The following is a 24,212-nucleotide window of genomic DNA, read 5'->3' on the forward strand; positions in this document are numbered from 1 at the left end:
CGTGGTAGTGTTGCTCACACCTTAATGCGGCGTTATAAATAAGGACAAGTATGGGAAATCCGGACATAGATAAAAAACAAGAAGAGAATAGTAAAAACGTAGAAGAAGTTACTATTGACTCCAACGAGTATAAAACTTTACTAGAAACTCAGCTTTGGGAAAGAACTAAACAGCGTGTTTGGACACTAATAGGTGCAATTCTTATTATAGTTTCTATATTAGGCTACCTTGGTTTAAATACTTATATTGATGCAAAAATTGCAAAGCAAACGGAAAAGGCACAAGAGTCTTTTAAAAAGGAAACTGAACGTACATTGTTTTACTCAAAAAGTCTTGCTTTACTTAATGCTCAATATACAGTCGCTCTAAGTGAGTTTCGCAAGGATATTGCTCATATACAAAATGTATCTGAGCAAAATCATAGAATGGCTTTTTTACTCTCTCAAGAGAAAGGGACACCTGTTTCATCACATGATGTATTGAGTATGAAACTACAATTATTATTAAGGCAATTAATTGTTCGTACTGATTTTACACCAATCATTGCACAAAAGATTGATCCAGTTAGTTTAATCGACGGAAATAAGCACTCTCCTTTCGGTGGAAGGAAAGATGTGATTATTGAAGTATACAAATCAAATGGTTCGTCATACCAATTGTCTGCACATCCTATTTTAAATGGTAGTTTAGTTGGGTCGATTTTAGATATAAAGTATCGAATCGTTGTATTACATGCTCTCAGCAAGACTTACGGTGAGTTTGAGTCAGAGTTTCTAGGAGGTAGCCATAACCCTAGCGTACCATTCTATGGAGCCAGTGACTTTTATCAGCTTGAATTAGAAAAGCGCTATAAAAAGTATGCTATGTCCATAGCCGAAGGGTACTTGAGTAAATCAGAACTTACTGATTTTAAAGAACATTTTGACTTGTATAGTGCCAGTTATTTCGGGATCTAATTATTTATAACAATCTGTTTAAGAGTGATTCGCAACGCGTGGCATTTTTGCTATGCGTTGCGTTTAGTGTTTAAGGTGTTATGCGGGAGCTTCAGTATTACGTTGCTCACACCTTAACAGGGCGTTAAGCATTTCATAATAAAGGAGGATTAATGAATCAATTCAAGTCGAATTTTCTTAAAAAAGTTAAGACGAATGATAAGGATAGAGCATCTAAAAACTCAGTTCGTGCTGCATTATCAAGATGTAAAACATACAGTAGTGACAATCCAAGAGACCGCAAAAAATTTAGAGATGATTTTCGTGAAATGGTTGTCAATCTTTCAAAGGAATACTCTACTTCAGTTTCTCAGTCAAAACATGAAATAAATATCGTAAATATAAGTAATGTATTGTCTCAAAAGCATGGGCATATCTTAGTTAACGGAAGATTAAGAATAGGTCAAGCTCAAAAGGCTCTCAATTTGTACCTAAAATATTTATGGTGCTTGGGGCGCTTGGAAATAACCCCACCGAATTGCCCAGTAGACAGCATTGTTCTCAATGGAGCCAATTTAAAAGGTTGCTTATGGACACATCTTGATTGTATCGAAACGTACAACTCGTGGTGTTTGAGCATATCTAAACATGCGAAAGTTAATGGTTTTGCTAGTGCTCAAGAGTGGGAACTTCAAACGTGGAACGCAAATGCCTAACAAACTGTTTAAGAGTGATTCGCAACGCCTGGCGTTTTTGCTATGCGTTGGTTTAAGTGATTAATGTGGTATGCGGCGGCTTCGGTATTGCGTTGGCTTCCCACTTAACAGGGCGTTAGCTATAAGAGCCTATACCTTGGTTCTGAAAGATGTCACCTATAAATTGAATAAAGATAGATTATGACTATTGAAAAATTAGAACTACCAGATTGGACTTTAGGTCTTGAAAAATTATCCAAAATACCAGGTACTCCTGAATCTGTTGCATTGTCAATTTGTGAAACTATAAAGTTAATGTTGGTGATTTTACCCATTTTTGGAATGGTGATCATTCTTGGTGATTTTAATGGAAAATCCTATGAATTAGTCGGTGCTCTGATGGGGGAACACTTTGGTAAATATAGTTTAATGACATCGGCAATAAGTGTTGCTGTATATAATGGAATATATTTAGTTGTACCATTTCAGCGAACAAAAATTATTGCTTTAGTCGATTCTGCCAGATGCCTCTCTCAGTCAATAACAATTGGTTTTGGCATCATACTTTTAATAACATATATATTTATCTTTTCCTTTAGTTTGGTTGGAGATGTAAAAACTGAGCCAGTTATTTGGGTTGTTCCTTTTTTATTGTCGCTACTTACCCCTTGTGTTAACTGGGTTTGTATACTGGTCAAGTATCAGTGCCCTCGTGCTGTAAGTATGATTGTTGGGGTGATTATTTTACCTATTGTTATGTTAATAATTAATTTTGCATATGAGATTGGTTTTCATGGTAGGTTATTGATTAATGGACAATACATAAGCGTGCAAAGCGTGCAAAGCGTTCTTAAGTGGTACCAATCATTTAATTTTTTTGGTAGCTAACAAGTTGCTTGAACGGAAAAAATAACAGTTGGCCATCGCTTCGCGATTATATCCAACTCTTCTTTTCCGCTTAGCAAGGCGTTATAATTTTTAAGGGAACAATATGATTAATAGCTCAAAGTTGAAATCTATAGCATTTACGACAACGAGACTTGAGGTTGAAAGTGTTGACTCTTATTTGGCGTCAGGGTTGCTGAAATCACAGTTATTGTCTGAAATTGTTAACTTACTTTCTCCCTCAGTTGTTGAATCATTACCTCCATATTTTCATGATATTAATACTGAATCGGATGCTGAAGTCTGGCTTTTTAAAATGGTATCAGAAAGCCATTTGTTTTCAGTTAAACGTAAAGGTTTTGCCCCGATTATTGGTTTCGTTTTCCTTTATGAATCAGATAATGCTACAGCTCATTTAGGTTATCTATTAGCTGAATCTAGTTGGCATCAAGGTTACGGTAGTGAGTTATTGTTTGGTTTGCTCAAAAGTTGCCGTGATAACCAATTAGTAGAAAAACTTATTGGTGGCGTAGATATTGGAAATGTAGTTTCAGCAAAGTTACTTGAAAAAGTTGGTTTTGTTGCAACTCAAGAGAGTGGCAATGGCGTCATTTTCTACGAATGTGTGTTGTCTTAACCACAAATTATAACCAATGCGTTAAGACAGATTTCCAACGCATGGCTTTTTTCATTCTATCGTTGGGTTTTGTGTTTAAGGTGGCGTTAGCTGCTTTGAGGTCAACAATTAGTAAGGTGTCTTAAATGAGAATCTTGGTAACAGGCTCTGCGGGTAGAGTTGGGCGTGCAATCTATATTAAATTAATGCGAACACATGACGTAGTAGGCATTGATAAAACGCCTTGCTCAACAGCTGATTACGTTGGTGATATTCGTGATAGTGCTATGATGGATGGGGTTCTTGAAAATATCGATGTCATCATTCATACAGCGGCTCTTCATGCCCCTCATGTTGGATTAGTACCTGATTCAGAGTTTCAATCTATCAACGTAGATGCGACTGAAAAACTGGCTTTAGCTGGTGTAAAAGCAGGTGTTAAGCACTTTATTTTTACCAGTACAACTGCGTTATATGGTTATGCTTCGACGCCTAAAAGTATTGCAGGTTGGGTTGATGAGGAAGTTATCCCGCAACCTAAGTCGATTTATCATAAAAGTAAAATTGCGGCTGAGACTAAGCTAGAAGAAATTTCAAATCTGTTTCAGCTTCCAGTGACTGTGCTCCAAATGTCGAGATGCTTTCCTGAGCCTGCGGATTTAATGGCAGTATTTCGTTTGACCCGTGGTATTGATGCTCGCGATGTAGCAAATGCTCATTTATGTGCTGTGGAAAAACGGCTAAGCGGTTTTAATCGTTTTATAATCTCAGGGGCAACACCTTGTCATATTTCTGATTGCGAAGCTCTATATACTGATGCCGAAGCTGTCATCAAGCGTAGGTGCCCAGAAATCGCGTTAGCATTTAAACAAAGAAATTGGCAGTTACCTCAAAGTTTAGATCGCGTATATGATTCATCGTCCGCACGTGAGAAATTAGGTTGGTTACCTATACATGGTTTTGAAAGTGTTTTGGAAATGCTAGATACTGAAACAGCTGAAGTATTACCAATTTTGAAACGCAGCTAACAAACGACTATGGTGTCAATAACTCAGTTTTGGATTTTCCCCTCAAGCTGAGGCTTTTTTATTACGAATACTTCCAAGCTCAGGGAGATTACTTATTGGTGTATTCAAGCTTCTATTATGATGAAATGTGGATAGGATCTTGGTTGAGAATGGGCGAGGGATAAATCCTATAGTCTCGTTAACTGGTTCTCGGTTTAAATTAATTCACCGATACTGGCTCTAATGTCTGCAATTGTAATAAACAGTTTGTTATCAGCGTCTTTGAACGCAGTAAAACCGTATTTTTCATAGAAAGATTCAGCTCCATCTTTTGCGTCAACTATGACAACAGGGAAGGCGACGGTTTCACTTGCCATTAATAGTTTTCTAAGCGCATCAATCAAAAGCCATTCACCGAAACCTTGGCCTTTGTATCTATGGTCAACGGCTAAGCGAGCAATTAAACCACCAGAAGTTACACTGTAATTTTTCTTCTGTAATTTAGGTGGTAAATCCTGAATATCAATCGGAGTCATGGTTAATGTGTAATAACCAATAATGTGCTTAGGACATTGTTTATCTTCAAGAACAAAGGTACGCGTATTGTCTTTCTTAGATTGTTGGCTAGCCATCACTTTCAAGTAATTGTTGAGTGCGGTAATGCCACAATCAAAACGGTTTCGGTCATGTTTAGCTTTTTCTAATTGGACAGTATTCATTATTGAGTTTTATTCATATAACGTGAAGCAGCTTTTTGTAACTTGCTATTTGGGTTGGCTGGTTGGTCTAACGCAGTCATTAAACTCATAGCATCTTGCTGACTTAGTTGTAAGGCACGTTCACGTTCCATAATAGTTTTAGCTTTTTCTATAGCCGCACTAAGCACAAATGAGTTAATGCTAGACATACCGGCAATAGCCGCAGCTTGAGACAGTAGTTCTTGTGTCTCAATATCTACACGTGCTGTAATACGAGGTAATGCAGTAGCCATAATAATCTCCATTCAGTGTCAAAGTGGCACAAGTAAATTGTAGTTTAATTATTCTATGCTAACAAGGTTTGTGTCATTTTGGCACGCAGTTAAAAAATGCATCAACACGTTTTACTATACTCGGCATCTCAGGTTGTCTAGGGTTTCTCGTTTTAAGGCGTCAATTTCAAGTATGATTGTATAGTAGTAAACGTGTTATGCAGGCGTTAGGTAACTAAGGAGTTTCAAGTAGAGCATATGAAACCAAGTATAAGTGATGTATTAAAAGCTCTTCAGGATAGCTGGTCTTTAGAAAGCACTGAGGAACCAGAAAACTGGACTCAATCTAATCCAAGTCGTGGGCAATGTGGAATATCTGCGCTCATAATTAACGACTATTTTGGCGGAAAGCTAGTTCTATGGAAGGTATTTTTGCGTGAAGAGCAAGTTGGCTTTCATTACTCAAACGAGTTACCCGATGGTACTCTACTTGATTCAACTGGCGATCAATTCTGGGAAAGTGAAGAACTAAAAGAACCTTCTTCATTTGAAAGACCAGATAAACCACCAAAGAATGGAGCTGACCGGTATTTGAACTTATCAAATTTGGTTCGTAGTAAATTGGAAAGTTATCGGGTAGAAGCGGAAGTCTCTACCTAACAATTTAAATGATAATCTACATGGTAGCAAACGTGTTATGAAGGCGTTGTTCGGTTGCAGAAAAATAGGAGTTTAAGTTGCTAGAAATCAAAACAATAGGGCTTTTCTTTGTAACCGCTATTGCAGAAATATTGGGCTGCTATTTGCCATACCTTTGGTTAAAAGAAGATAAATCGATTTGGTTATTGGTGCCTGCAGCTTTCTGTCTTGCTCTATTTGCATGGTTATTGTCTTTACATCCGACAGCTGCTGGTAGGGTTTATGCCGCTTACGGTGGTGTCTATATTTTTGTCGCAATTTTATGGTTGTGGGTCGTAGATGGCATTCGTCCTAGCTTATGGGATATTGTAGGAGCTTCAGTAGCGATACTAGGAATGGCAATCATAATGTTCGCTCCAAGAACCACATAACAATAATTCAAGAGGGTAATTATGATCCCATTAAATACATCAATAGTGTCAGGTGTGGCATTATCTAAAATTGATGGCGAAGTGAAAATGCTACTCATGAAAAGAGTAAAAGGTGGCTTTTGGTGTCATGTCGCAGGCTCAATTGAAGAAGATGAAACCGGCATTGATGCTATCGTTCGTGAGTTTAAGGAAGAGACTCAAATTGAAGTCTCAAATCTATACAACGCTCAGTTTTTAGAGCAGTTTTATGAAGCGAGTGTGAATGTAATTCAGCTTATCCCTGTTTTCGTTGTGATGTGCCCACCAGAGCAAAAGGTGACACTAAATGAAGAACATACAGAATATAAGTGGTGTAGTTTAGAAGACGCGCTAGAGTTGGCCCCATTTCCAAATCAACACGCAGTGTTTAAGCATGTGTGGTCGTATTTTGTAGAAAAGCCAGTCAATGCGCTTTATCGGGTAGATGTTGACTAATAAACAATTAAAATCTTTTATGGAGGAATGGCGTAATGAGCAATCGTGATCTATTTTCAGCGTTAAGTTCAGCTCTTGTTGAAGCTAAAGAGCATTCAGAGGGTAAAGTTACTCTCAAAACTCACCAAGTAAATGACTCAGTGAGCTAAATGTCTCACCAGAGGAAATCGTCAGTATTCGGGAGCAATTCAATATGTCATCTGTCTCAGAGAAAGATTGGAAATTATTTCGGAAGCTACAAGTTGAATTAACGTCGAAAGATTGTGATTTAGTATTTAAGAACGTTGAAAATATAACCAATAATCGAGTTGGTAAAGAACATCTTGATGGCACTATTCTAAATGACCTTCAAATGGTTAAGTCGATAAAAGCCTAACAAATAAATCACTCATAAGGAAATTCATGGAAGAACTTCAAGGTGGGCGTGAAGGGCAGGTTTTTCGCTCTGAACACAAGGTTTATCGACCACGTGGTAAGTGGTCTAAAACGATACATAGTTTGTTGTCCCATATTACCGAGAATGGCTTTAATGCAGCCCCTAAGCCTTACGGTTTTGATGACAAAGATAATGAAATCTTATCTTATGTCGAAGGAGACGTTTTCAATTATCCGCTAAAAGGTAATATTGCCACGACTGAAGCATTAACTTCGGCTGCTAAACTTCTTCGTTTATACCACGATGCATCGAGTTCGTTTCTATTAAATCATTCGGTTGAGTCACTAGAGTGGATGCTCCCTAGTAGAGAGCCCATGGAAGTTATCTGTCATGGAGACTACGCGCCATACAATGTTGCTCTGATTGGCTTAGAAGCCGTGGGTATTATCGATTTTGATACTGCGCATCCAGCGCCGAGAGTTTGGGATATCGCTTATGCCGTGTATTGTTGGGCTCCTTTCAAAACCAATGAATACGATGCAATGGGGAATTTAGGATCTCAATCTATACGAGCTAAGCAGTTTTGTGATGCTTATGGTTTGCTTGACGTTGATCGTTTGGCTTTAGTTAAAGCAATGACAGAGAGAGGTCAAGCGTTGGTTGACCATATGCATAATGAAGTAAGTAATGGCAATCAAGCTTTTATCGAAAATATCAGAGATGGTCATCATTTAGCGTATCTAGCAGATATCCAATATTTGAGTGAAAATAAGCAGTATATTACCGATGTATTGGTTGGTAAAAAGTGATTATAACAACGCTTGGTGCTTTTCATTCCGCATATCTTCACCTCTCACATCGAATTTAGAGTTACAACCACTTTTCTAATGCAACCAATGATAGCTGTTTTCTCAGATCTCTATATTTACTGGTGAATAAAAAGGCAATCAACATTCATTTTGTGAATTATTACTTTCTGTGCCTGATCGAACTTATCAAATATGTTATGTTTTATAAATAATAAATAAGTCAGAATTATTCGCTAGGTAAATAATGAAAAGCAGTGGTTTTACTCTAATAGAGCTCGTCGTCGTAATCGTTCTTCTTGGTATTCTTTCAGTCGTTGCCGCACCTAAATTTCTCAATTCACAATCAGATGCACGTATCGCTGCATTGGATGGTTTTATTGCACAGTTTCATACGGCAGATAACATAGCAGTGAGCAAAGCGGCCATTACGGGAGTTGATGATAGCGATGGTGACGTTTTATTACCCGGAACGGATGTGTACGTGAACCGTGGTTATATCAGTTTAAAAGCCGATAATGTAAAAAATGCGATGAATACGACAGGCTATTCAATGGAAAATTTTATGGGTAATAATATTCCACTACTAATGATTGGCTTGGGGGAGAATGTCGATTTTAGTAAATCGAGAACGGAGCAATGCTTTGTTATGATTTCAAGAAGTTTTGGTAATTTTGGTGCTAATAACCAACTCGCTTACGGTGACTTAAAGATCACTAAATATTACCGAGATTGTTAACTCATAATACCGAGGCTTCTATCCTGAAACTTGGTTACTAGTTGAAGTCGCAGAGACAATTGCTTGTTCATCAACACGATTTACTACATTCGTGATTCAAGGTTTCTTTGGGTTTATCGTGTTTAAGTGATAAGTTTAGGTCTAATCTGCATACTGGCTAGTGCGTTTGCAGGCGTTAAATAAAATCGTCAAGGAGGACGTAAATGAAAGTGTATGGTGACCTACAATCCGGAAACTGTTTAAAAGTTAAGATGTTATTATCCTTTTTAAATATTGAGCATGAGTGGATTCATGTGAATATTTTAGATGGTGAAACAAAAACCGCTGAATTCCTATCTAAATACCCCAATGGAAAAATCCCAGCAGTAGAATTGGATGATGGTCGTTATCTGTGTGAATCGAATGCCATCTTAGGGTATTTTTCTGAGAACACGGTATTCCTACCAACAGATACCTATTTGAAAGCCAAGATGTATGAGTGGTTATTCTTCGAACAATATAGCCATGAGCCTTTCATTGCGGTCGCTCGTTTTATTCAAAAATACTTAGGTATGCCTAAAGAAAGGGAAGACGAGTATCTTTCACTTCAAAAGGGGGGACATAAAGCGCTTCAATTAATGGAAAATCAATTAACCCAAACTAAGTATTTAGTTGGCAATGAAATGACCATTGCTGATATTTCTCTTTATGCTTATAGCCATGTTGCCGATGAGGGTGGTTTTAATTTAACTCGTTATCCAGCAATTCAAGATTGGTGTCGCCGTATTCAATTAACATCAGGGTACGTTGGTATGGCGTAATTGAGAGTTAACAAAGCAAGGATAATGAGCAATTAACTGTTTCGAGGAAAATATGAACATACAGGAAGTTACTCGTATTTATAATGAATACGAACGAAAAGGAAACACTCTCGGTGGCTATACAAAAGTGGTCACTTCTGAGGTAGTTAAATTTGTTTCTGATAACCAATATGGCAGTTTTATATCATTCTTTGACCTAAATGATGAAAATGTAGGCAGTGTTATCGAAAGAGAAAAAGCGTATTTTGCACAGCGTGATCTAGCTTTTGAATGGAAGGTTTACGATACAGATTTACCATCTTCAATTGATAAAAAATTGATATCCCATGGGTTTGAAAAGGGTGAGTCAGAATCCTTTATGGCGCTTAGTTTAGATGAGCTCTCTATGATAGATGTTGATAACGATGCATGTGTCGAGGTGAGTGACGAACAAGGAATAAAGGATGCGATTTCTGTCCAAGAGCAAGTATGGGGCGGCGATTTTAGTGGCCAATTAGCTCAACTTATTAATGCGAAAAAATCAGCCCCTGATGATTTAACAATCTATGTCATTTATGAAAATGATTTACCCGTTGCGTCTGGGTGGATTGTTTATACGCCCAATAGTCCATTTGCAGGGATCTGGGGTGGCAGTACACTTAAAGAGCACCGTGGCAAGGGCTATTATTCGACTCTTTTGCATCAGCGAATGAATGATGCTATCAAGCGTGATATCCAGTATTTAATTATTGATGCGTCTGATATGAGTAAGCCAATTGTAGAAAAGTATGGTTTTCAATTTGTTGCGAAAACAACGCCATATACTCTAGAGGCTTAAATGGAAGTATTTCTAGTAAAAATTAACGCTGAATTTCGCCATATTCTTGAGAATCTGTTCCCATATTATATTTATGATATGCCTGAATATATGGGCTGGTCTCCAAATGACAACGGTCAATTTAGCTTTAATAAAAGCAGCTTAGACGTATATTGGGAGCGGGTAGATCATGCTCCATACTTTACGTTGATAATGAATTAGCCGCTTTGAAGTCTAGCCAATATCTATTTATTCTTTTTTATACGATATTCAAAAACCGAGCAGGGTAATTTGATCGGTTTTTTTGTATCTAATGGTTGGAAGAAGAGAAAAACCACCACCAATAATTAATATTATCAATAATTTGAGTTTTAGCAAAAAATAGAACTTAAACGAAAATAAGAAAAACCCCCATGAAACCTATCTCAGAAAGAGTATGATGTACGTAAGGTAAATAAATGGTTTACGCCTGAACTAACGGCATAAAGCGACATGTTGTCGTATAACATGAGTACAGTGACTACACGGCATAGTTTATGGTGTTGATTTATGGGGGTTTTAGAGAAAGGCTAGATGCCCTAGTAGAATAACTAGTGACAAATGTTATAGGTGAACTATAAGACATTGTGTCGTAGAAAGAGCGTTAAGTGGCTAGTTGAGTTTTTCTGGAGTTTTATATTGATTATGTTTCATAACTGATCTAGAATGCCGTTCGGCTTATGGGCAGATTTTTAGTTCGCGTTTCGCGATCAGTGAAGAAATGGTCCGTTCGGATTGCCTTATATAGTATATCATACAGGTATATATAGGATATATAGTGCGTAGGAGTGCCCATAAGCCACTAATTAGGGGTAATTAATGTCAAGATTAAAGCGTCTAAAGTCAGCATCAACAAAACCTGAATTTGCCAAAGTATTGGGTATTGATACAGCTTTTCTTACTCGCTGCTTATATATCAACAAGCCAGAGAACCAATATCACCAGTTTTCTATTCCGAAGAAATCAGGCGGTGAAAGACTTATAAATGCACCTTCTGAGGAACTTAAGAGCCTTCAAAAAAATCTGTCAATATTACTATTAGACTGCATTGATGAAATTAATGCGGAAAAATATCCAGATTCACAATGGTCTAAACCGAAACTTCGAAAAAATGGTGATCCAGACTATGTTGCTGAAGTTCTTAAGATAAAGATTCCCAATGTGCAAGTAAAGCAACCTTCGTTATCTCACGGTTTTGTAAGAGAGCGTTCAATCCTTACGAATGCTATGATGCATGTCGGAAAAAAGAACGTCCTAAATATTGATTTAGAAAGTTTTTTTGATAGTTTCAATTTTGGACGTGTTCGTGGTTTTTTTATAAAAAATGCCAACTTCAATCTTGACCCACATATTGCAACAGTAATAGCTCAAATAGCCTGCTTTGATAACAAACTGCCTCAAGGCAGCCCATGCTCTCCTGTAATAACTAACCTTATTTCACATACCCTAGATATACGGTTAGCCTCGTTAGCCAAGAAATATAAATGTACTTATACGAGGTACGCTGACGATATAACATTTTCAACTAGGAAATCTGAGTTTCCTCCTCAAATAATGAAACAAAATGAAATTGGTTATGTGCCAGGTAGATTGTTAAAGAGTGAGATAAGACGTTCAGGGTTTTCTATAAATTCTAGTAAAACTAGAATTCAATATAAGAACTCCAGACAAGATGTAACAGGCCTGGTAGTAAATAAAAAACCTAATGTGAAACAAGAATATTGGCGATTAGCGCGGGCGAAATGCAATCAGCTATTTAAAACAGGTAAGTTTACAACTATAAAAGACGGGAGTGAAATTGACGGTAACCTCAATGAGCTTGAAGGGCAGTTAAACTTTATTGATCAAGTTGATCACTATAACCGGATGAGACAAAAAACACCTTTAAGTACCGATTACACACATACTAAAGTTGGGAAAAATACTAAGGCCATACTTTCGGGTCGGGAAAAAACTTTTAGTAGTTTCTTATATTATCGACTTTTCTGTGGAAACGAGAAACCTACTATCTTATGTGAAGGTAAGACTGATAATGTTTACTTAAAGTCTGCAATCAGTGAGTTAAGTAAAGATTATCCTCAATTAGCACACCGTAAAGGGGATAAGTATGAGCTTTTAGTACGTTTTGTCGAGTACTCAAAGCGAAGCCGTTTTTTGTTAGAGTTATTCGGAGGGGCTGATTACCTCCGAGGTTTTGTGGATTCGTTCGAAAAGAACATGAAGCTCTACGAGGCCATAACACCTAAACATCCAGTTATTGTCTTTTTAGATAACGATGAAGGACCTCAACAAGTGGTGAATTTGTTGAAGTTAAAAAACTTTCAGAAAAAAATCGAATTGTTTCCATCTTCTCTTGATAAGAAGGAGGATATTCGAAAGTCTGAATTTATACATGTTATCAAAAACCTATATGTTGTTTTTACACCGTTAGCCAAAGATGGCGGAGAGACAGATATAGAGTATTTCTTTGATGATAAAACGCGTTTAATGAAACACCCTAATGGTAAGTGTTTCAACACTGTAAAGAAACGGGACTCAAAAAGTGATTTGAGCAAAGATGCATTTGCTACACATATAGTCAAAGAAAACAAAACGAAAATAGATTTTAATGGGTTAAAGCCTCTTTTAAACTCTATTGTAAAAGTGATTAATCATTATGACTCTCTGAGGTAGCTTTCTGCAAAATGCGGAATAGCCACTTAACAATCTGTTTAAGAGTGATTCGCAACGCTTGGTGTTTTTGCTATGCGTTGCGTTTTGTGTTTAAGGCTGTATGCGGAAGCTTCGGTATTGCGTTGCTCACACCTTAACAGGGCGTTAGATTTCTATCCCAAGTTGGGTGTTTTTAATTTAGAAGGAAAATAAGTGGAAGAGTTTAAAGTAGAGCAGTTAATTGTCCTTAAAAAGGATGGAGGATTTTGTAACAACACAAAATCTTTTAACCAACTGCTCCAATCTAATTCAGATATAACAATCACGTCGAAAAAGTTAAAGTATAAAAAAGAACTAGAAGTATCTTACAACTTAATATGTGATGATGTTGAAGGTAAAGAGCAGAGGTTCTTTCAGATTTCCTTAATTATGAACTCTGGAGAAGAGTCATTAGATTTATTTGTTGAGCTTCAAAGGGAGATAAGAAGTCTTATCTCAAAGGCAGGTGGAGCTCCTGAAACCTTAGTTGATGACGTGTCAACATACTACGCAAATAAAGCATACCCATATATTCACAGGGTAGAGAATCTTCTTAGAAAGCTAATTACTAATTTTATGATTAGGAAAATTGGTAGTAGTTATGTTCAAGAAGCGTCTCCAAATGAGTTTAAAGTAGCTATTGATAATAGTAAGAGAAAGAAAAATGGCTATATGAATGCGATGTACCAAGTTGATTTTAAGCATCTCTCCGACTTTTTATTCAAACCATACACTAGAAAAAAGGATAGTGAATTACATTTGATGATTCGTAAGGCTACTGTCCTTGAGGATTTAAACCTTGATGACTTGAAAGAATTCGTTCCTCGATCAAATTGGCAGCGATATTTTTACTCAGAGGTTGATTGTGAAGATACTTTTCTGTCCAAACGCTGGCAAGAATTATATGACTTAAGGTGTATGATTGCACACAATGCAATCGTTAATAAAGCGAAGTTTACCCGTATTGTAGAGTTAATTGAGGAAGTAGAAAAAATTCTGCAAACTGCAGTCGATAAGCTAGATAGTGTAGATGTTCCAGAAGATGAACAAGATATTGTAGCTGAAAATGTTGTGGCTAATATTAACGATGCTTTTGCAAACTTTATATTAGAGTGGAACTTGCTGGAACGTTTTTTAGAAGATATTTACAGCTTTTTATCAAGCTTTGATAAGTTTAAAAAAGTAACAAGTAAGAATCATTTTTTAAAAGGGCTTAAGCAACCACCAGTCGAGTTGCTTAGATATTTGGCTAAAACTAAAATAGTGCCTACTGCATTGATTGAAGACATTCATGAAGCACGAGTTTTTCGAAATAGACTTGTGCATGGAATGGAATCATACCCATCATCAGAATTGTTAAATATGAAAGAAAAACTAGACTTGGCTAGTATTCAGACTCGCTCAATACTAGAACGTTTGGTAAACAGAAAGTGTGTTATTTACTTTGAAGAAACTGAAGGCAGTTATCGTGTGAATAGCGTTGAGTCGGTGTTGTATAGTGAAGTAGAGGAAATATCAATCGCAGTACAGGAATTTAGCTCAATCGAAGAAATGATTAGGTATGTAAGTGAATCATTTTTCATCAGTCAGGAAAATATCGAACTAATACAAAAAATCTAACAAACTGTTTAAGAGTGATTCGCAACGCGTGGCATTTTTACTATGCGTTGCGTTTAGTGTTTAAGGTGGTATGCGGTGGCTTCGGTATTGCGTTGCTCACACCTTAACAGGGCGTTATATTTCAAATCAGATTCGGAGCAAAATTTAGAGTGGAATGGACTATTAATTGGAATGCTCTCTCAGCTATATCGACAGCTATCGCTGCTCTTGTAGCGTTAGGATTAGGTGTTTTCCCTCCAATCATCAGAAGCCGAATAGAGCGCGAATTGGCAGTGGAACGAACTTATAATCGTATGAAAACAGTGCAGTTGGTAGTTAAAAAGTATCGCTATTATAATGTGCAAAAGATTGTTCAAGATGGCTTCACACAATACCAATACGACACTAGTAATGCGAAGTCTATTGCGATAAATATCGACCTTTACCAAGAAGCTAACAAGCTACATGAGTTAGCAGAAAAACTTGATGGGAAAGTTAAATCAAAAGTAACGACTACTTTAGATCTGTTGGTTGGCATTTCTTCTGGCTTTCCATTCCACAAAGAAGATTGGGATCGTTTGGAGACATTGATTGATGAGTCGATCAATCAGTTGAAAGCTAAAATGTAGTTCAGGTAAAACTTGAAATATAACAAGTGTTTTAAGTGGGATTCGTAAACGCATGCCGAACTCGCTTCGCTCAAACATAGCACACATTCACTCACCCCTTAAGCAGGCGTTAGCCCCAAGTTTACGAGGATTATTAAGTGGCAAGTCCCAAAAAGTTTTATTTGTCTGAATTTGCAGTGAATTTATGCACTTCACGTTGGTTGATGACTCCTGTCAGTCAGTTGATGTCTGGTGGTACTATGGGAGCAGAAGAGCAAAAAGTCGCAAATAATTCCCATATATACCTTATTTGTAAGCGTCCAATCTTATCGTTCTCAAAACATACTTTCTGTTATGAAGATGGCAATGTATCAGGACATATAAATTACAGAATCGAGGGGGTCGTAAGTGAGCTAGAGTTTTCAATACCGTTTCCATTGCTTGATGGCGCAACAGAGGTGGGTTTAAGCAAATATCCTCACCGAGAGTTCTCTACTTTCAATGACTCTGGTGAAGAAGTTCGATATATGCCTGCTTCAACAGTTGCTATGGGGCTAGGATTACACTATCGAAATGAAGAGTTGCGTAACCTTGAAGTTTTGTATGTAGGGCAAGCATTTGGTGATGGTTCAAGAAGTGCTTTTGATAGACTCAAAAGTCACTCTACACTGCAAAAGATCCTCGCTCAAGCACAGTACGAAGACCCTGATAGTGAAGTGTTCGTACTGACGTTTGAGTATATGCCATATAGGGTGCTCAGCCATATGGATCCAAGAGCTAAGGATGCAATTACAGATCACCGAGATATTGATCGATTTAGAAGTATCATGAGTAACCCTCTAACTGAACATCAACAAATATGTTTAGTAGAAGCAGGGTTAATTAGATACTTTCAACCTAAATTCAATGCAATCTACAAAGACAATTTTCCTAACGCTAACCACAAGATCTTGGAAAGTTGTTACGATCTAGACTTTTCCGCTTTGGTTGTTGAAATAAATACAGATGAATTGGGTTTTAATTTATATTCTGATTCTGTTAAACTAAATGATCATCATATTAGTAAAGTCGACATTCTCGATCCTGCACAGCGCTGGGGGTTCTTCCATCATTCGCGAGGTGACGGTACCACTTTTCAGATGCCAAATGTTATAACTCGTAGGTCAAAGGGCTAACAAATAAGGATTAAGCGCTGCGCAGCCAGCGTTAAATTCCGGGTGTTGAACAAGCCCGTAGCCACTTCTTTATAGTAAATTGTACGATCTAGCTTGGTAGGTGCATCGCCTTGAGTCTTTTCTCAAGGCGAGTGAGGCCAAGATAAGATTACGATAGTAATTTTATCAATGGGTTAGCTATTTTTAAAATCGTCTTATTTGTTGTTTCTCCTCTGGTTTAACTTTAGCCATTATCCTTATTATGTTTGCCTTTCGGCTATCTCGGTCGCGTTATGCCCACGCACTCCATGTCATGCAGACAACGAGGGCAGGTTCGTATTGCTTTGGCTCGGATGGGAATAATGCTTGGTGGCATTTGATAAAAAATGCCAAGCATGAGTAATTGAATAAGTACTTGTTGCAAGCTTTTAGGCAGTACATGCTGCAAGATGAGCAGCAAGAACTTAAGGGTGTTCATAAAGTTCAACAATCTGTTTAAGGTTGATTCAGCACACGTGGCATTAAAAATCCCGTACTAGCTCTGTACAAATTGCGCTTTGGTTGTTTAAATCTTATACTCAGGTTAATTACGGAATTACTCCGTACGATTGGAGGTTTTATGGCTACTGCAAGACTTGATATCCGTTTGGATGCAGAAATCAAAGCTAAGGCTGAGAAAGCTTCAGCTTTACTTGGTTTAAAAAGCTTAACTGAATATGTTGTTCGTCTAATGGATGAAGATTCAACTCAGGTAATTTCTGAGCATGAAAGCATCACTGTTGAAGCAAATGTATTTGACCAATTCATGGCAGCTTGTGACGAGGCTAAGGCTCCGAATAATGCATTACTTGAAGCCGCTGCATTTACTAAAAGTGGTGAGTTTAAGTGAGTTACTCCAAAACTTTCAAAGAATTGGATAAATCACAGCACGATAGAACATCATTTGACTGTGGGGAAAAAGAGTTAAACGATTTTATCCAAACTCAAGCCGCTAAACATATGCAAGCAGGTATTAGCCGCACTATGGTTTTGCCTGCTTCTCTGCCTCTACCAAATCAAAAATATCCAATTTGTTCGTTTTATAGTATTGCGCCAAGTTCGATTAGCCGTGATACGTTGCCACAAGCGATGGCTAAAAAATTACCACGCTATCCAGTTCCTGTTTTCCTTTTAGCTCAACTGGCGGTTCATAAAGAATTTCATGGAGGTGGGCTAGGTAAAGTTAGTTTAATCAAAGCTCTCGAATATCTTTGGGAAATTAACTCTCACATGAGAGCTTATGCCATTGTGGTTGATTGTTTAACTGAACAAGCGGAGTCATTCTACGCAAAATATGGTTTCGAGGTTCTTTGTGAAATCAACGGTCGTGTAAGAATGTTTATATCAATGAAAACAGTCGGTCAGTTATTTACTTAGACGTATTAGCTAGTGTGTTTTCAGACGTTAAATAAATCGTCTAACCATAATTTGATATGCCAAAGAGATTAAGATAGGTGATAAATATAAAAAACATTCAAACGATGGGATATACCATTGCTGCATTAATGGCGTTTGCTGCAAATTCGGTACTATGCAGAATAGCACTGAAAGATGATGCCATTGATGCATCAAGCTTTACTGCGATACGTCTTTTATCTGGCGTTCTCATGTTTTTCATTTTGTTTCGTTTCAAAGCTAAATCATTCCCCAGTATTTCTGAAAAGAAAGGCAGTCACTGGAAAACAGGTTTTATGCTATTTCTCTATGCGATAACCTTTTCATTTGCGTATATATCATTGGAAACAGGGATGGGCGCGCTTGTTTTATTTGGTGCTGTTCAACTTACAATGATAATCACCAGTATAGTGAAGGGAAATAAATTACATGTCTCGGAGTGGCTAGGCATTGCTATCTCTTTTAGTGGCCTTGCTTATTTAGTTTATCCGACACTGACGACACCTAGCTTCTCAGGTTTTGTTTTAATGGGATTGTCAGGTATTGCATGGGGATTATACACATTGTCTGGTCGTGGGTCGGTTGATCCTATGGGAGATAGTGCGCTTAATTTTAAATATACAATTCCTTTAGTTTTATGTTTGATTGCCATTACCTTCCCAATGATGGAGATTTCATTTTATGGGGTGGTATTAGCGATTCTTTCAGGTGCTTTCGCGTCAGCGTTAGGTTATACAGTTTGGTATGTCGCATTAGGTGGTTTATCAGAAATAGAGGCCGCCGTTGTTCAATTATCGGTTCCCGTTATAGCAGCAATCGGTGGGGTTATATTTGTCTCAGAATCAATTAGTTTTCGGCTAGTTATAGCATGCTTACTTGTCCTTGGTGGGATCTTAACTGTGCTGGTCGGTCGCTGGAAATTTGCACATAATCGAGCGTAATAATCATATCAACACGGTTTACTGATTCGATATTCTTAGATTGGTTTTGGGTTTACCGTATTAAGTGGTAAATTTAGGCTTAATTGCATATTTTAAGTAAGGGAAATAGATTGGCTCAAAAATACTACGTAGTCTGGGAAGGTCGCGAAACTGGAATATTTACAACATGGGCTCAATGTAAAGCTCAAGTCGATAAATTTGCCGGAGCGAGGTATAAATCATTTCCTTCATTAGTTGAGGCTGAATCGGCTTTTGGCCATAAATCGAGTATTCAATCATCTGCTGCTAAGACGGCGAAAGCACCAAGTAAGTCAAAAAAGACGCCTCTTACTCAACAACAAATAACGGATATGCTATTTGATATTAAAATCTTCACGGATGGGGCAAGTGTCCCTAACCCTGGTGAGGCGGGTGCTGGTATTGCGATCTATGAGAATAATAAGATAAGTGAATTGTGGTATGGTATTTATCAAGCGGTAGGTACAAACAATACTGCTGAGTTAAACGGATTGCATCAGGCTTTTATATTGGCAAAAGAGAAAATGGCGAAAGGGCATTCAGTTGCTATCTATTGTGACTCTACTTATGCGATACAAAGTATAACTCAATGGGCTGCAGGCTGGTCAAAGAAAGGCTGGACGAAAGTAAGTGGAGAAATCAAAAACTTAGACATTATTAAACCAATGTATGCGTTGTATCAAGAGATAGCGAACAAAGTGGAAATCTATCATGTTAACGGTCACGTTGGCATTGAAGGTAATGAATTGGCGGATAGAATGTCGATTGTAGCGATTGAATCTAAAGATGAGTCGTTAACTCTTTATCGAGAAACGACAGACATAGCGAAAATTTTAGCGCTTCGTGCAGGTTAAGAAATACATACGCAATTTTATAGCAATAAATGTGTTCTAATTTTAGTGACACACTCTGATTTTTCTCTGGTTTGGTAATAAAAAGGAAGTAGTATGAATTTGGATAAAGCTAAAAAACGCATCGCTAAACAGGTTAAGAAAGGTTTCCATGGCTACCCTAAAATTACGTTGGCTTATTACGGAGCAACGAAAGATTGTGCAACTGAAGTGGTGGTTCAATTTACGATGGGAGAAGGTGATAGCTCACAAGAAGAACGCTTCTCTTGTGAGACTGAAATAAGAGAAAATGAATTGGTTCAAACAACATTGTTGAAAATTATTGAGAGAGCTGATGCCAATTCAGTGATCGAAATAGAAGGTGTTGCGCTGCTTTAGTATGCCTAACTAGGTTTTACACATTGATATGTATATATCGTCTTCTAAAGGCGATTTATACTGATTGCATCTAAGATTTTTAGTTATTAACAAGGAGTGTGTCATGGGTACTGTTATCGGAATAGGTGTTTTGGCATTCATTGCGTTCTTAGTAAAAAAGAACACGGGCCTACATTTACACCAATGGATTACTAAAAAATATCAAGATCATTTAGATAGTAAAAACCACGACTAAGCGCATTTTATATAATGAGTGCGTTTATTTAAACACTCGAATCTACTCGCAATGATAAAATAGACCTATTATTATAGGGATAAGTTTAATCAATAAGAAGTAATGAACATGTCTCTTCCTCCTTGCCCTGTATGTAACTCAGAATTCGTTTACCAAGATCAAAATAATCTTATTTGTCCTGAATGCGCTCATGAATGGAACCCTGAAGAAGCGTTAATGGAGGCAAGAGTCATCGTAAAAGACGCAAATGGAACCTTATTGGAAGAAGGCGACAAAGTTACGGTAGCGAAAGATCTAAAAGTAAAAGGCAGTTCTTTAGTGATTAAAGTTGGCACAAAAGCCATTGTTAAACGCATCGTTGATGGAAAAGATCATCAATTAGATTGTAAAGTGGATGGCGTTGGTGAAATGATGGTTACCGCTCAGTTTGTAAAAAAGGCCTAACGGTTATGAATAATAATGGAGAGGTCATCGAAATCTTACGTAGCCATATTCCATCATTTGAATGCACAAAAGGGTGTCACGATTGTTGTGGGCCAGTCACTGCGTCTGCGGAAGAAATGCGCCGTTTGCCTGTAAAAACAGATGCCGAGCATGAAGCTGCATTAGAAGAATTTAACTGCGTGCATTTGGGACCTCATGGTTGCACTGTGTATGGAGAGCGTCCATTAATTTGTCGTTTGTTTGGTACAACACCACGTCTGGCTTGTCCTAATGGTTGTCGACCAGAGGAAATGGTTGATGAGAACATTGAGAAGTTAGTGCATCACTTTAATAGAAATACACGCCAAGTACTGGTTTAAATGAAAACAGTATCTATTATCGCTCTAATCGTGAGCTCTGTACTTGTTGGCTGTACACATTTAACGCCATTAGAACTGCCAATTTTAGCATCTGATATTCAACCTCAGACTTATACTTATAATGAACTTAATGCTAAGCAAAATGTGTTATGGGGAAAAGCTCGTAAACACATTCTTAAAATGTACGGGCAAAGCCAACCAGTTATTCGAGTAGCTAACCAAACAAATGGTACTTTGATAGGTAAAGGTGTTATCGGTTGGAAAACCTCACCAACAAGCGAATTATATTGTTACTCTGAATATGATTTTCGATTAATGGCACGAGATAATAAGGCTCGTTTTCAACTGCAATTAATACCGGGTGTTCTTACTAAATCGAGCTGTGAGAATAGGGAACTCCCTTCGCAATACGGCTATAAACAAATAATCGATCAGTTTGATGCTATGTCGGATAAGCTTGAGAGCACGTTATTAGAATAATGTCATTTGATTTGAATGATGCGTTTTGATATCTAATGGTGAGCTTAGGTTTTGAAAGTATTCAACCCAAACACTATTGCTTCGTGGAAACTCTCGTTTTAGAGATTTCTTGGCTTGTTTTTTAGTGCTTGCAGCGTCTCCAATAAATGATGCATTTTTAAATCCATTCTCTATGATTTGATACTTAGTTGTATTGATACTTAGTTGTATTGATACAGTAGATAAGAAAGCCGCGATCTTTTTTATACGTTTTGAATTGAATTGCTTCTTTTGGCTGTAGCTCTCGAAGTTGTTTTTCGATAAGTGGTACGATTTGGGAAATATGAACCATGATAAATTAACTCAATTTTATAATAGGTTAAGATAGCATAAGTAAGGTTATTATAAGTGATAACTAATATTGCAATCAAAAGAACCATAAAAGTAGATAATAGAAAATCTACTATAATAGAGTTAATAAAGGAGTAGGAGGTGCGCGATTATGTCTCTTTTAAATGGCCCTTTAGACAGTCATCAGAATTACTTAAATTACATTGCATTAGAAAACTGTTTTGAATACTTTGGTTTGGTGGAATCACAGAGAAAACAGAAGAGTTTCGATTTAACAGCAAACTATCATCGACTTCGATTGCTTCTTAATGCTATGGAATCGATGAATACTGTTTTGGACTACTTCTTCCATGAGCAAAAAGAATCGCAAGGATGGAATGATAGCCAACGTAATCTTATTCTAGAAAGAATCAAACGAAAGCATCCAGTCCTATACCAACTAGATCAATTACTGAATGCCTATAAGCGTGTTGAGCATCGTGATATGAAAGCTCTTGTCGCGACAGATCTACAAGCAACCGTGGTTTCGATAAGTTCAATTAAGCAAAAGATAGAGATTGATTTTAATTCCACTGAGGATGAACGCATTATTAGTGATGCGTTTGATTTTTGGTTTGAATACAATAAAGACCCAGATATTAATATGTTACTACCATAGTGTGATAGACATCATTAACGCGGCATAAATAGTGATTATTTTTTATAAAATTATGGTGACAAAAGATCAAATGTTGAGCAAAATGCGCCTCGATAATTTATAACTGAGTGTTATTGAACAATGGATATCCAACGTATTAATCCAAGCGCTAAATGGTCTGATGTAACTGTTTTTAATAAGATGGCACACTTTGTTGAAGTGCCATTTGATGAAACGGCAGATATGTTAGGTCAAGTAGAACAAGTATTTGCACAAGCTGAAGAGATGCTAGCAAGTGTGAATAGTGACAAATCACGCCTTGTGTCTGTGACTATCTATGTAACGGATTTTGCAAACCTAAGTATTTTAAACGAAGCGTGGATCAACTGGTTACCAGAAGGGTGCGCACCAAGTCGAGCGTGCCTAAAAGTTGAGTTGGCAGATCCTGCGTATTTAGTTGAAATTGCATTCGTGGCAGCTGTTAAGTAATGTTCGTTTTCATTCGATTTTAAGATAGATAAGTAGGAGTTAAGATGTCAGGGATGACGGATTTAGATATGCTATTAACATCAATGTCGCCACAATTAATGGATGGCGACTATGTTTTTTGTACTGTGAAGGGGGCATTGAGTGAATACGTTCAATATAACCCGCTAGCAACATATCAAGAACGTGAGGGCCTAACATTAGTGTTAAGCCTAGAGGAAGCACGTCGAGGTAAGTTTGAATTCGACGGTGTTTATCGTTTAATCACTCTAATGGTACATTCTAGTTTGGATGCAGTAGGCTTAACTGCTGCGGTTGCAAACAAACTGAAATCATATGGCATTAGTGCAAATGTCATTGCCGCTTATTACCATGATCATATTTTTATTCAAAAAGAGAAGGCCGAGCTCGCATTAACTGCTTTAAAAGAATTTAGCAGCTAAAAGCTAAGGCATTAAAGCCTACACATTCAATTCCTTCAGCCTTAAGCCAATGTAATAACTCGGGTGATGTTAATAAATCTCTCTCTACCACACGCATAGCTAGATAGCTTGTTAGTTCAGTAAGGTCAGAGTTATCTTCTGTACTTGGATGGCACATGAGTTCTAAAATACCATTAGAAGAAAGCGTGTCTTTATAGGTTAAAAGTAGGGCTTGTAACTGCTCAAGAGATACTCCGTCATCAAAAAATTGAGCGCCAAATGCATCTGGAGTAGGTACTGTTAGTCCATCTTGGCCACTTACAATATTATCTATGCGACGAACAGGAAGTCCAGTTTCATTAGCAAATCGAATAAATGCTTTTTTTAATGGCGGGTATACACCAGCGAAATGGTGACTATCAATATGATTAATGTCAAAACCTGCCTTAATTGCGGCATTATACTGCGCCTTAAGCTCAATATAGACCTCTTCTTCGCAGACATTTTTAGTCATTAGTATTTTTCTATTGAGGAAGTACCCATTAGCATCAACTAGGCTTGAAACTGTGGCAGGATCTGACAATGGTTGCCCTGCAGTGACGGTAAAGTGCAGACCAATCTCAGGAACTAAGCCTTGTTTATACAGTAATGTTGCGTGTTTAACTCCTTTTTGATTCATCATTATTGTGGTTGAGGTAACGATACCTGACTTAAAGCATTCAACGATGCCATTATTCACACTTTCTGATAAGCCAAAATCATCGGCATTCATGATTAATTTCACGACTATTTATCCTAATATCATTATTTCTTGGGCTGCTAAGTCTATTAGTAAGTCATTTAATCGTAATTAACAAGTGAGTATAATCATCTGGTGAATAACGAAGGCTAATGCGTGATAGAGCCCCCGGTTTTTTAAGATATTAGATCAGTATTT

34 protein-coding genes and 1 pseudogene are annotated in these 24,212 nt (G+C 37.4%); 31 read left to right on the forward strand and 4 right to left on the reverse strand.

Annotation, left to right across the window (positions count from 1 at the left end):
* Positions 1 to 50 precede the first annotated feature (50 nt).
* The 5 genes from ED622_RS12955 (at position 51) to ED622_RS12980 (ending at position 4,159) form a co-directional block, all read left to right on the forward strand.
* A complete protein-coding gene (locus ED622_RS12955; RefSeq protein ID WP_122034655.1) occupies positions 51 to 956 on the forward strand; it encodes a hypothetical protein in 906 nt (301 codons plus the stop codon).
* A gap of 152 nt (positions 957 to 1,108) precedes the next feature.
* On the forward strand, positions 1,109 to 1,651 hold the full coding sequence (locus tag ED622_RS12965; RefSeq protein ID WP_122034659.1) for a hypothetical protein: 543 nt from the start codon (positions 1,109 to 1,111) through the stop codon (positions 1,649 to 1,651).
* Between the two features lie 180 nt (positions 1,652 to 1,831).
* Positions 1,832 to 2,518 carry a hypothetical protein gene (locus ED622_RS12970; protein WP_122034662.1) on the forward strand — a complete coding sequence of 229 codons (687 nt, stop codon included), beginning with the start codon at positions 1,832 to 1,834 and terminating at the stop codon, positions 2,516 to 2,518.
* Positions 2,519 to 2,621: 103 nt separating this feature from the next.
* A complete protein-coding gene (locus tag ED622_RS12975; RefSeq protein ID WP_122034663.1) occupies positions 2,622 to 3,152 on the forward strand; it encodes a GNAT family N-acetyltransferase in 531 nt (176 codons plus the stop codon).
* A 125-nt stretch (positions 3,153 to 3,277) separates the two neighbouring features.
* Positions 3,278 to 4,159, forward strand: coding sequence for an NAD(P)-dependent oxidoreductase (locus ED622_RS12980; protein ID WP_122034665.1), 882 nt, complete (start codon positions 3,278 to 3,280; stop codon positions 4,157 to 4,159).
* 194 nt (positions 4,160 to 4,353) lie between these two features.
* On the opposite strand, the gene ED622_RS12985 is transcribed toward ED622_RS12980, so the two are convergent.
* Both ED622_RS12985 and ED622_RS12990 read right to left on the reverse strand, forming a co-directional pair.
* Entirely contained in the window at positions 4,354 to 4,860 is a 507-nt protein-coding gene (locus ED622_RS12985; protein ID WP_122034667.1) for a GNAT family N-acetyltransferase, read from the reverse strand.
* Complete coding sequence (locus tag ED622_RS12990) at positions 4,857 to 5,129, reverse strand: DUF1778 domain-containing protein (RefSeq protein ID WP_122034669.1); 273 nt, start codon at positions 5,127 to 5,129, stop codon at positions 4,857 to 4,859. Before ED622_RS12990 ends, ED622_RS12985 begins: the two co-directional genes overlap by 4 nt.
* Positions 5,130 to 5,366: 237 nt before the next feature.
* On the opposite strand from ED622_RS12990, the gene ED622_RS12995 reads away from it, so the two are divergent.
* The 23 genes and pseudogenes from ED622_RS12995 to ED622_RS13105 all read left to right on the forward strand — a co-directional run bounded on the left by ED622_RS12995 (position 5,367) and on the right by ED622_RS13105 (position 21,400).
* Positions 5,367 to 5,768 carry a hypothetical protein gene (locus ED622_RS12995; protein WP_122034671.1) on the forward strand — a complete coding sequence of 134 codons (402 nt, stop codon included), beginning with the start codon at positions 5,367 to 5,369 and terminating at the stop codon, positions 5,766 to 5,768.
* A gap of 77 nt (positions 5,769 to 5,845) precedes the next feature.
* Positions 5,846 to 6,178, forward strand: a complete 333-nt coding sequence (locus ED622_RS13000; RefSeq protein ID WP_045102021.1) for a YnfA family protein — start codon at positions 5,846 to 5,848, stop codon at positions 6,176 to 6,178.
* 21 nt (positions 6,179 to 6,199) lie between these two features.
* Complete coding sequence (locus ED622_RS13005; RefSeq protein WP_122034672.1) at positions 6,200 to 6,652, forward strand: NUDIX pyrophosphatase; 453 nt, start codon at positions 6,200 to 6,202, stop codon at positions 6,650 to 6,652.
* Between the two features lie 35 nt (positions 6,653 to 6,687).
* Positions 6,688 to 6,851: pseudogene (locus ED622_RS13010) on the forward strand (transcriptional regulator); the annotation flags it as partial.
* The gene (locus tag ED622_RS19990) at positions 6,846 to 7,028 is read left to right on the forward strand and encodes a hypothetical protein (protein WP_216822089.1); all 183 of its coding nucleotides are present in this window, start codon (positions 6,846 to 6,848) and stop codon (positions 7,026 to 7,028) included. The pseudogene ED622_RS13010 and the gene ED622_RS19990, both read left to right, overlap by 6 nt.
* Positions 7,029 to 7,054: 26 nt before the next feature.
* Complete coding sequence (locus ED622_RS13015) at positions 7,055 to 7,837, forward strand: aminoglycoside phosphotransferase family protein (RefSeq protein ID WP_122034674.1); 783 nt, start codon at positions 7,055 to 7,057, stop codon at positions 7,835 to 7,837.
* Between the two features lie 244 nt (positions 7,838 to 8,081).
* Complete coding sequence (locus ED622_RS20115; protein WP_122034676.1) at positions 8,082 to 8,573, forward strand: type II secretion system protein; 492 nt, start codon at positions 8,082 to 8,084, stop codon at positions 8,571 to 8,573.
* Positions 8,574 to 8,776: 203 nt separating this feature from the next.
* Positions 8,777 to 9,373 carry a glutathione S-transferase family protein gene (locus ED622_RS13025; protein ID WP_122034678.1) on the forward strand — a complete coding sequence of 199 codons (597 nt, stop codon included), beginning with the start codon at positions 8,777 to 8,779 and terminating at the stop codon, positions 9,371 to 9,373.
* Positions 9,374 to 9,425: 52 nt separating this feature from the next.
* Positions 9,426 to 10,190, forward strand: coding sequence for a GNAT family N-acetyltransferase (locus ED622_RS13030; protein ID WP_122034680.1), 765 nt, complete (start codon positions 9,426 to 9,428; stop codon positions 10,188 to 10,190).
* A complete protein-coding gene (locus ED622_RS13035) occupies positions 10,191 to 10,391 on the forward strand; it encodes a hypothetical protein (RefSeq protein WP_122034682.1) in 201 nt (66 codons plus the stop codon).
* A gap of 636 nt (positions 10,392 to 11,027) precedes the next feature.
* Positions 11,028 to 12,881 (forward strand): retron Ec67 family RNA-directed DNA polymerase/endonuclease, encoded by a 1,854-nt coding sequence (locus ED622_RS13040; RefSeq protein ID WP_122034684.1) that lies wholly within the window; start codon positions 11,028 to 11,030, stop codon positions 12,879 to 12,881.
* Between the two features lie 192 nt (positions 12,882 to 13,073).
* Entirely contained in the window at positions 13,074 to 14,519 is a 1,446-nt protein-coding gene (locus tag ED622_RS13050; RefSeq protein ID WP_122034687.1) for a HEPN domain-containing protein, read from the forward strand.
* Between the two features lie 149 nt (positions 14,520 to 14,668).
* Positions 14,669 to 15,127 carry a hypothetical protein gene (locus tag ED622_RS13060; protein WP_122034691.1) on the forward strand — a complete coding sequence of 153 codons (459 nt, stop codon included), beginning with the start codon at positions 14,669 to 14,671 and terminating at the stop codon, positions 15,125 to 15,127.
* 176 nt (positions 15,128 to 15,303) lie between these two features.
* Complete coding sequence (locus ED622_RS13065) at positions 15,304 to 16,281, forward strand: hypothetical protein (protein WP_254052630.1); 978 nt, start codon at positions 15,304 to 15,306, stop codon at positions 16,279 to 16,281.
* A gap of 598 nt (positions 16,282 to 16,879) precedes the next feature.
* The gene (locus ED622_RS13070) at positions 16,880 to 17,149 is read left to right on the forward strand and encodes a DUF1778 domain-containing protein (protein WP_122034694.1); all 270 of its coding nucleotides are present in this window, start codon (positions 16,880 to 16,882) and stop codon (positions 17,147 to 17,149) included.
* Positions 17,146 to 17,676, forward strand: a complete 531-nt coding sequence (locus tag ED622_RS13075) for a GNAT family N-acetyltransferase (RefSeq protein WP_122034696.1) — start codon at positions 17,146 to 17,148, stop codon at positions 17,674 to 17,676. Before ED622_RS13070 ends, ED622_RS13075 begins: the two co-directional genes overlap by 4 nt.
* A 77-nt stretch (positions 17,677 to 17,753) precedes the next feature.
* A complete protein-coding gene (locus tag ED622_RS13080; protein WP_254052631.1) occupies positions 17,754 to 18,635 on the forward strand; it encodes a DMT family transporter in 882 nt (293 codons plus the stop codon).
* A gap of 110 nt (positions 18,636 to 18,745) precedes the next feature.
* Entirely contained in the window at positions 18,746 to 19,507 is a 762-nt protein-coding gene (locus ED622_RS13085; RefSeq protein ID WP_122034700.1) for a ribonuclease H family protein, read from the forward strand.
* A gap of 93 nt (positions 19,508 to 19,600) precedes the next feature.
* Positions 19,601 to 19,882 carry a hypothetical protein gene (locus ED622_RS13090; RefSeq protein WP_122034701.1) on the forward strand — a complete coding sequence of 94 codons (282 nt, stop codon included), beginning with the start codon at positions 19,601 to 19,603 and terminating at the stop codon, positions 19,880 to 19,882.
* A gap of 103 nt (positions 19,883 to 19,985) precedes the next feature.
* Positions 19,986 to 20,117, forward strand: coding sequence for a hypothetical protein (locus ED622_RS20095; protein ID WP_256372594.1), 132 nt, complete (start codon positions 19,986 to 19,988; stop codon positions 20,115 to 20,117).
* A gap of 108 nt (positions 20,118 to 20,225) precedes the next feature.
* A complete protein-coding gene (locus ED622_RS13095) occupies positions 20,226 to 20,561 on the forward strand; it encodes a zinc ribbon domain-containing protein YjdM (protein WP_122034703.1) in 336 nt (111 codons plus the stop codon).
* Between the two features lie 5 nt (positions 20,562 to 20,566).
* A complete protein-coding gene (locus ED622_RS13100; RefSeq protein WP_122034705.1) occupies positions 20,567 to 20,920 on the forward strand; it encodes a YkgJ family cysteine cluster protein in 354 nt (117 codons plus the stop codon).
* Complete coding sequence (locus ED622_RS13105; RefSeq protein ID WP_122034707.1) at positions 20,921 to 21,400, forward strand: hypothetical protein; 480 nt, start codon at positions 20,921 to 20,923, stop codon at positions 21,398 to 21,400.
* 184 nt (positions 21,401 to 21,584) lie between these two features.
* On the opposite strand, the gene ED622_RS20050 is transcribed toward ED622_RS13105, so the two are convergent.
* Entirely contained in the window at positions 21,585 to 21,731 is a 147-nt protein-coding gene (locus ED622_RS20050) for a hypothetical protein (RefSeq protein ID WP_254052632.1), read from the reverse strand.
* A gap of 150 nt (positions 21,732 to 21,881) precedes the next feature.
* Between ED622_RS20050 and ED622_RS13115 the strand changes: the two genes are divergently transcribed.
* The 3 genes from ED622_RS13115 to ED622_RS13125 all read left to right on the forward strand — a co-directional run bounded on the left by ED622_RS13115 (position 21,882) and on the right by ED622_RS13125 (position 23,296).
* Positions 21,882 to 22,388 (forward strand): hypothetical protein, encoded by a 507-nt coding sequence (locus ED622_RS13115; protein WP_122034709.1) that lies wholly within the window; start codon positions 21,882 to 21,884, stop codon positions 22,386 to 22,388.
* Between the two features lie 120 nt (positions 22,389 to 22,508).
* The gene (locus tag ED622_RS13120; protein WP_122034711.1) at positions 22,509 to 22,856 is read left to right on the forward strand and encodes a RidA family protein; all 348 of its coding nucleotides are present in this window, start codon (positions 22,509 to 22,511) and stop codon (positions 22,854 to 22,856) included.
* Between the two features lie 44 nt (positions 22,857 to 22,900).
* On the forward strand, positions 22,901 to 23,296 hold the full coding sequence (locus ED622_RS13125) for an ACT domain-containing protein (protein WP_122034712.1): 396 nt from the start codon (positions 22,901 to 22,903) through the stop codon (positions 23,294 to 23,296).
* Here ED622_RS13125 and ED622_RS13130 read toward each other — a convergent pair.
* Positions 23,286 to 24,059 carry a carbohydrate deacetylase gene (locus ED622_RS13130; RefSeq protein ID WP_122034714.1) on the reverse strand — a complete coding sequence of 258 codons (774 nt, stop codon included), beginning with the start codon at positions 24,057 to 24,059 and terminating at the stop codon, positions 23,286 to 23,288. The genes ED622_RS13125 and ED622_RS13130 overlap by 11 nt on opposite strands.
* Positions 24,060 to 24,212 lie beyond the last annotated feature (153 nt).

Source organism: Aliivibrio sp. EL58, from assembly GCF_900312675.1.
Taxonomy (GTDB): Bacteria; Pseudomonadota; Gammaproteobacteria; order Enterobacterales; family Vibrionaceae; genus Aliivibrio.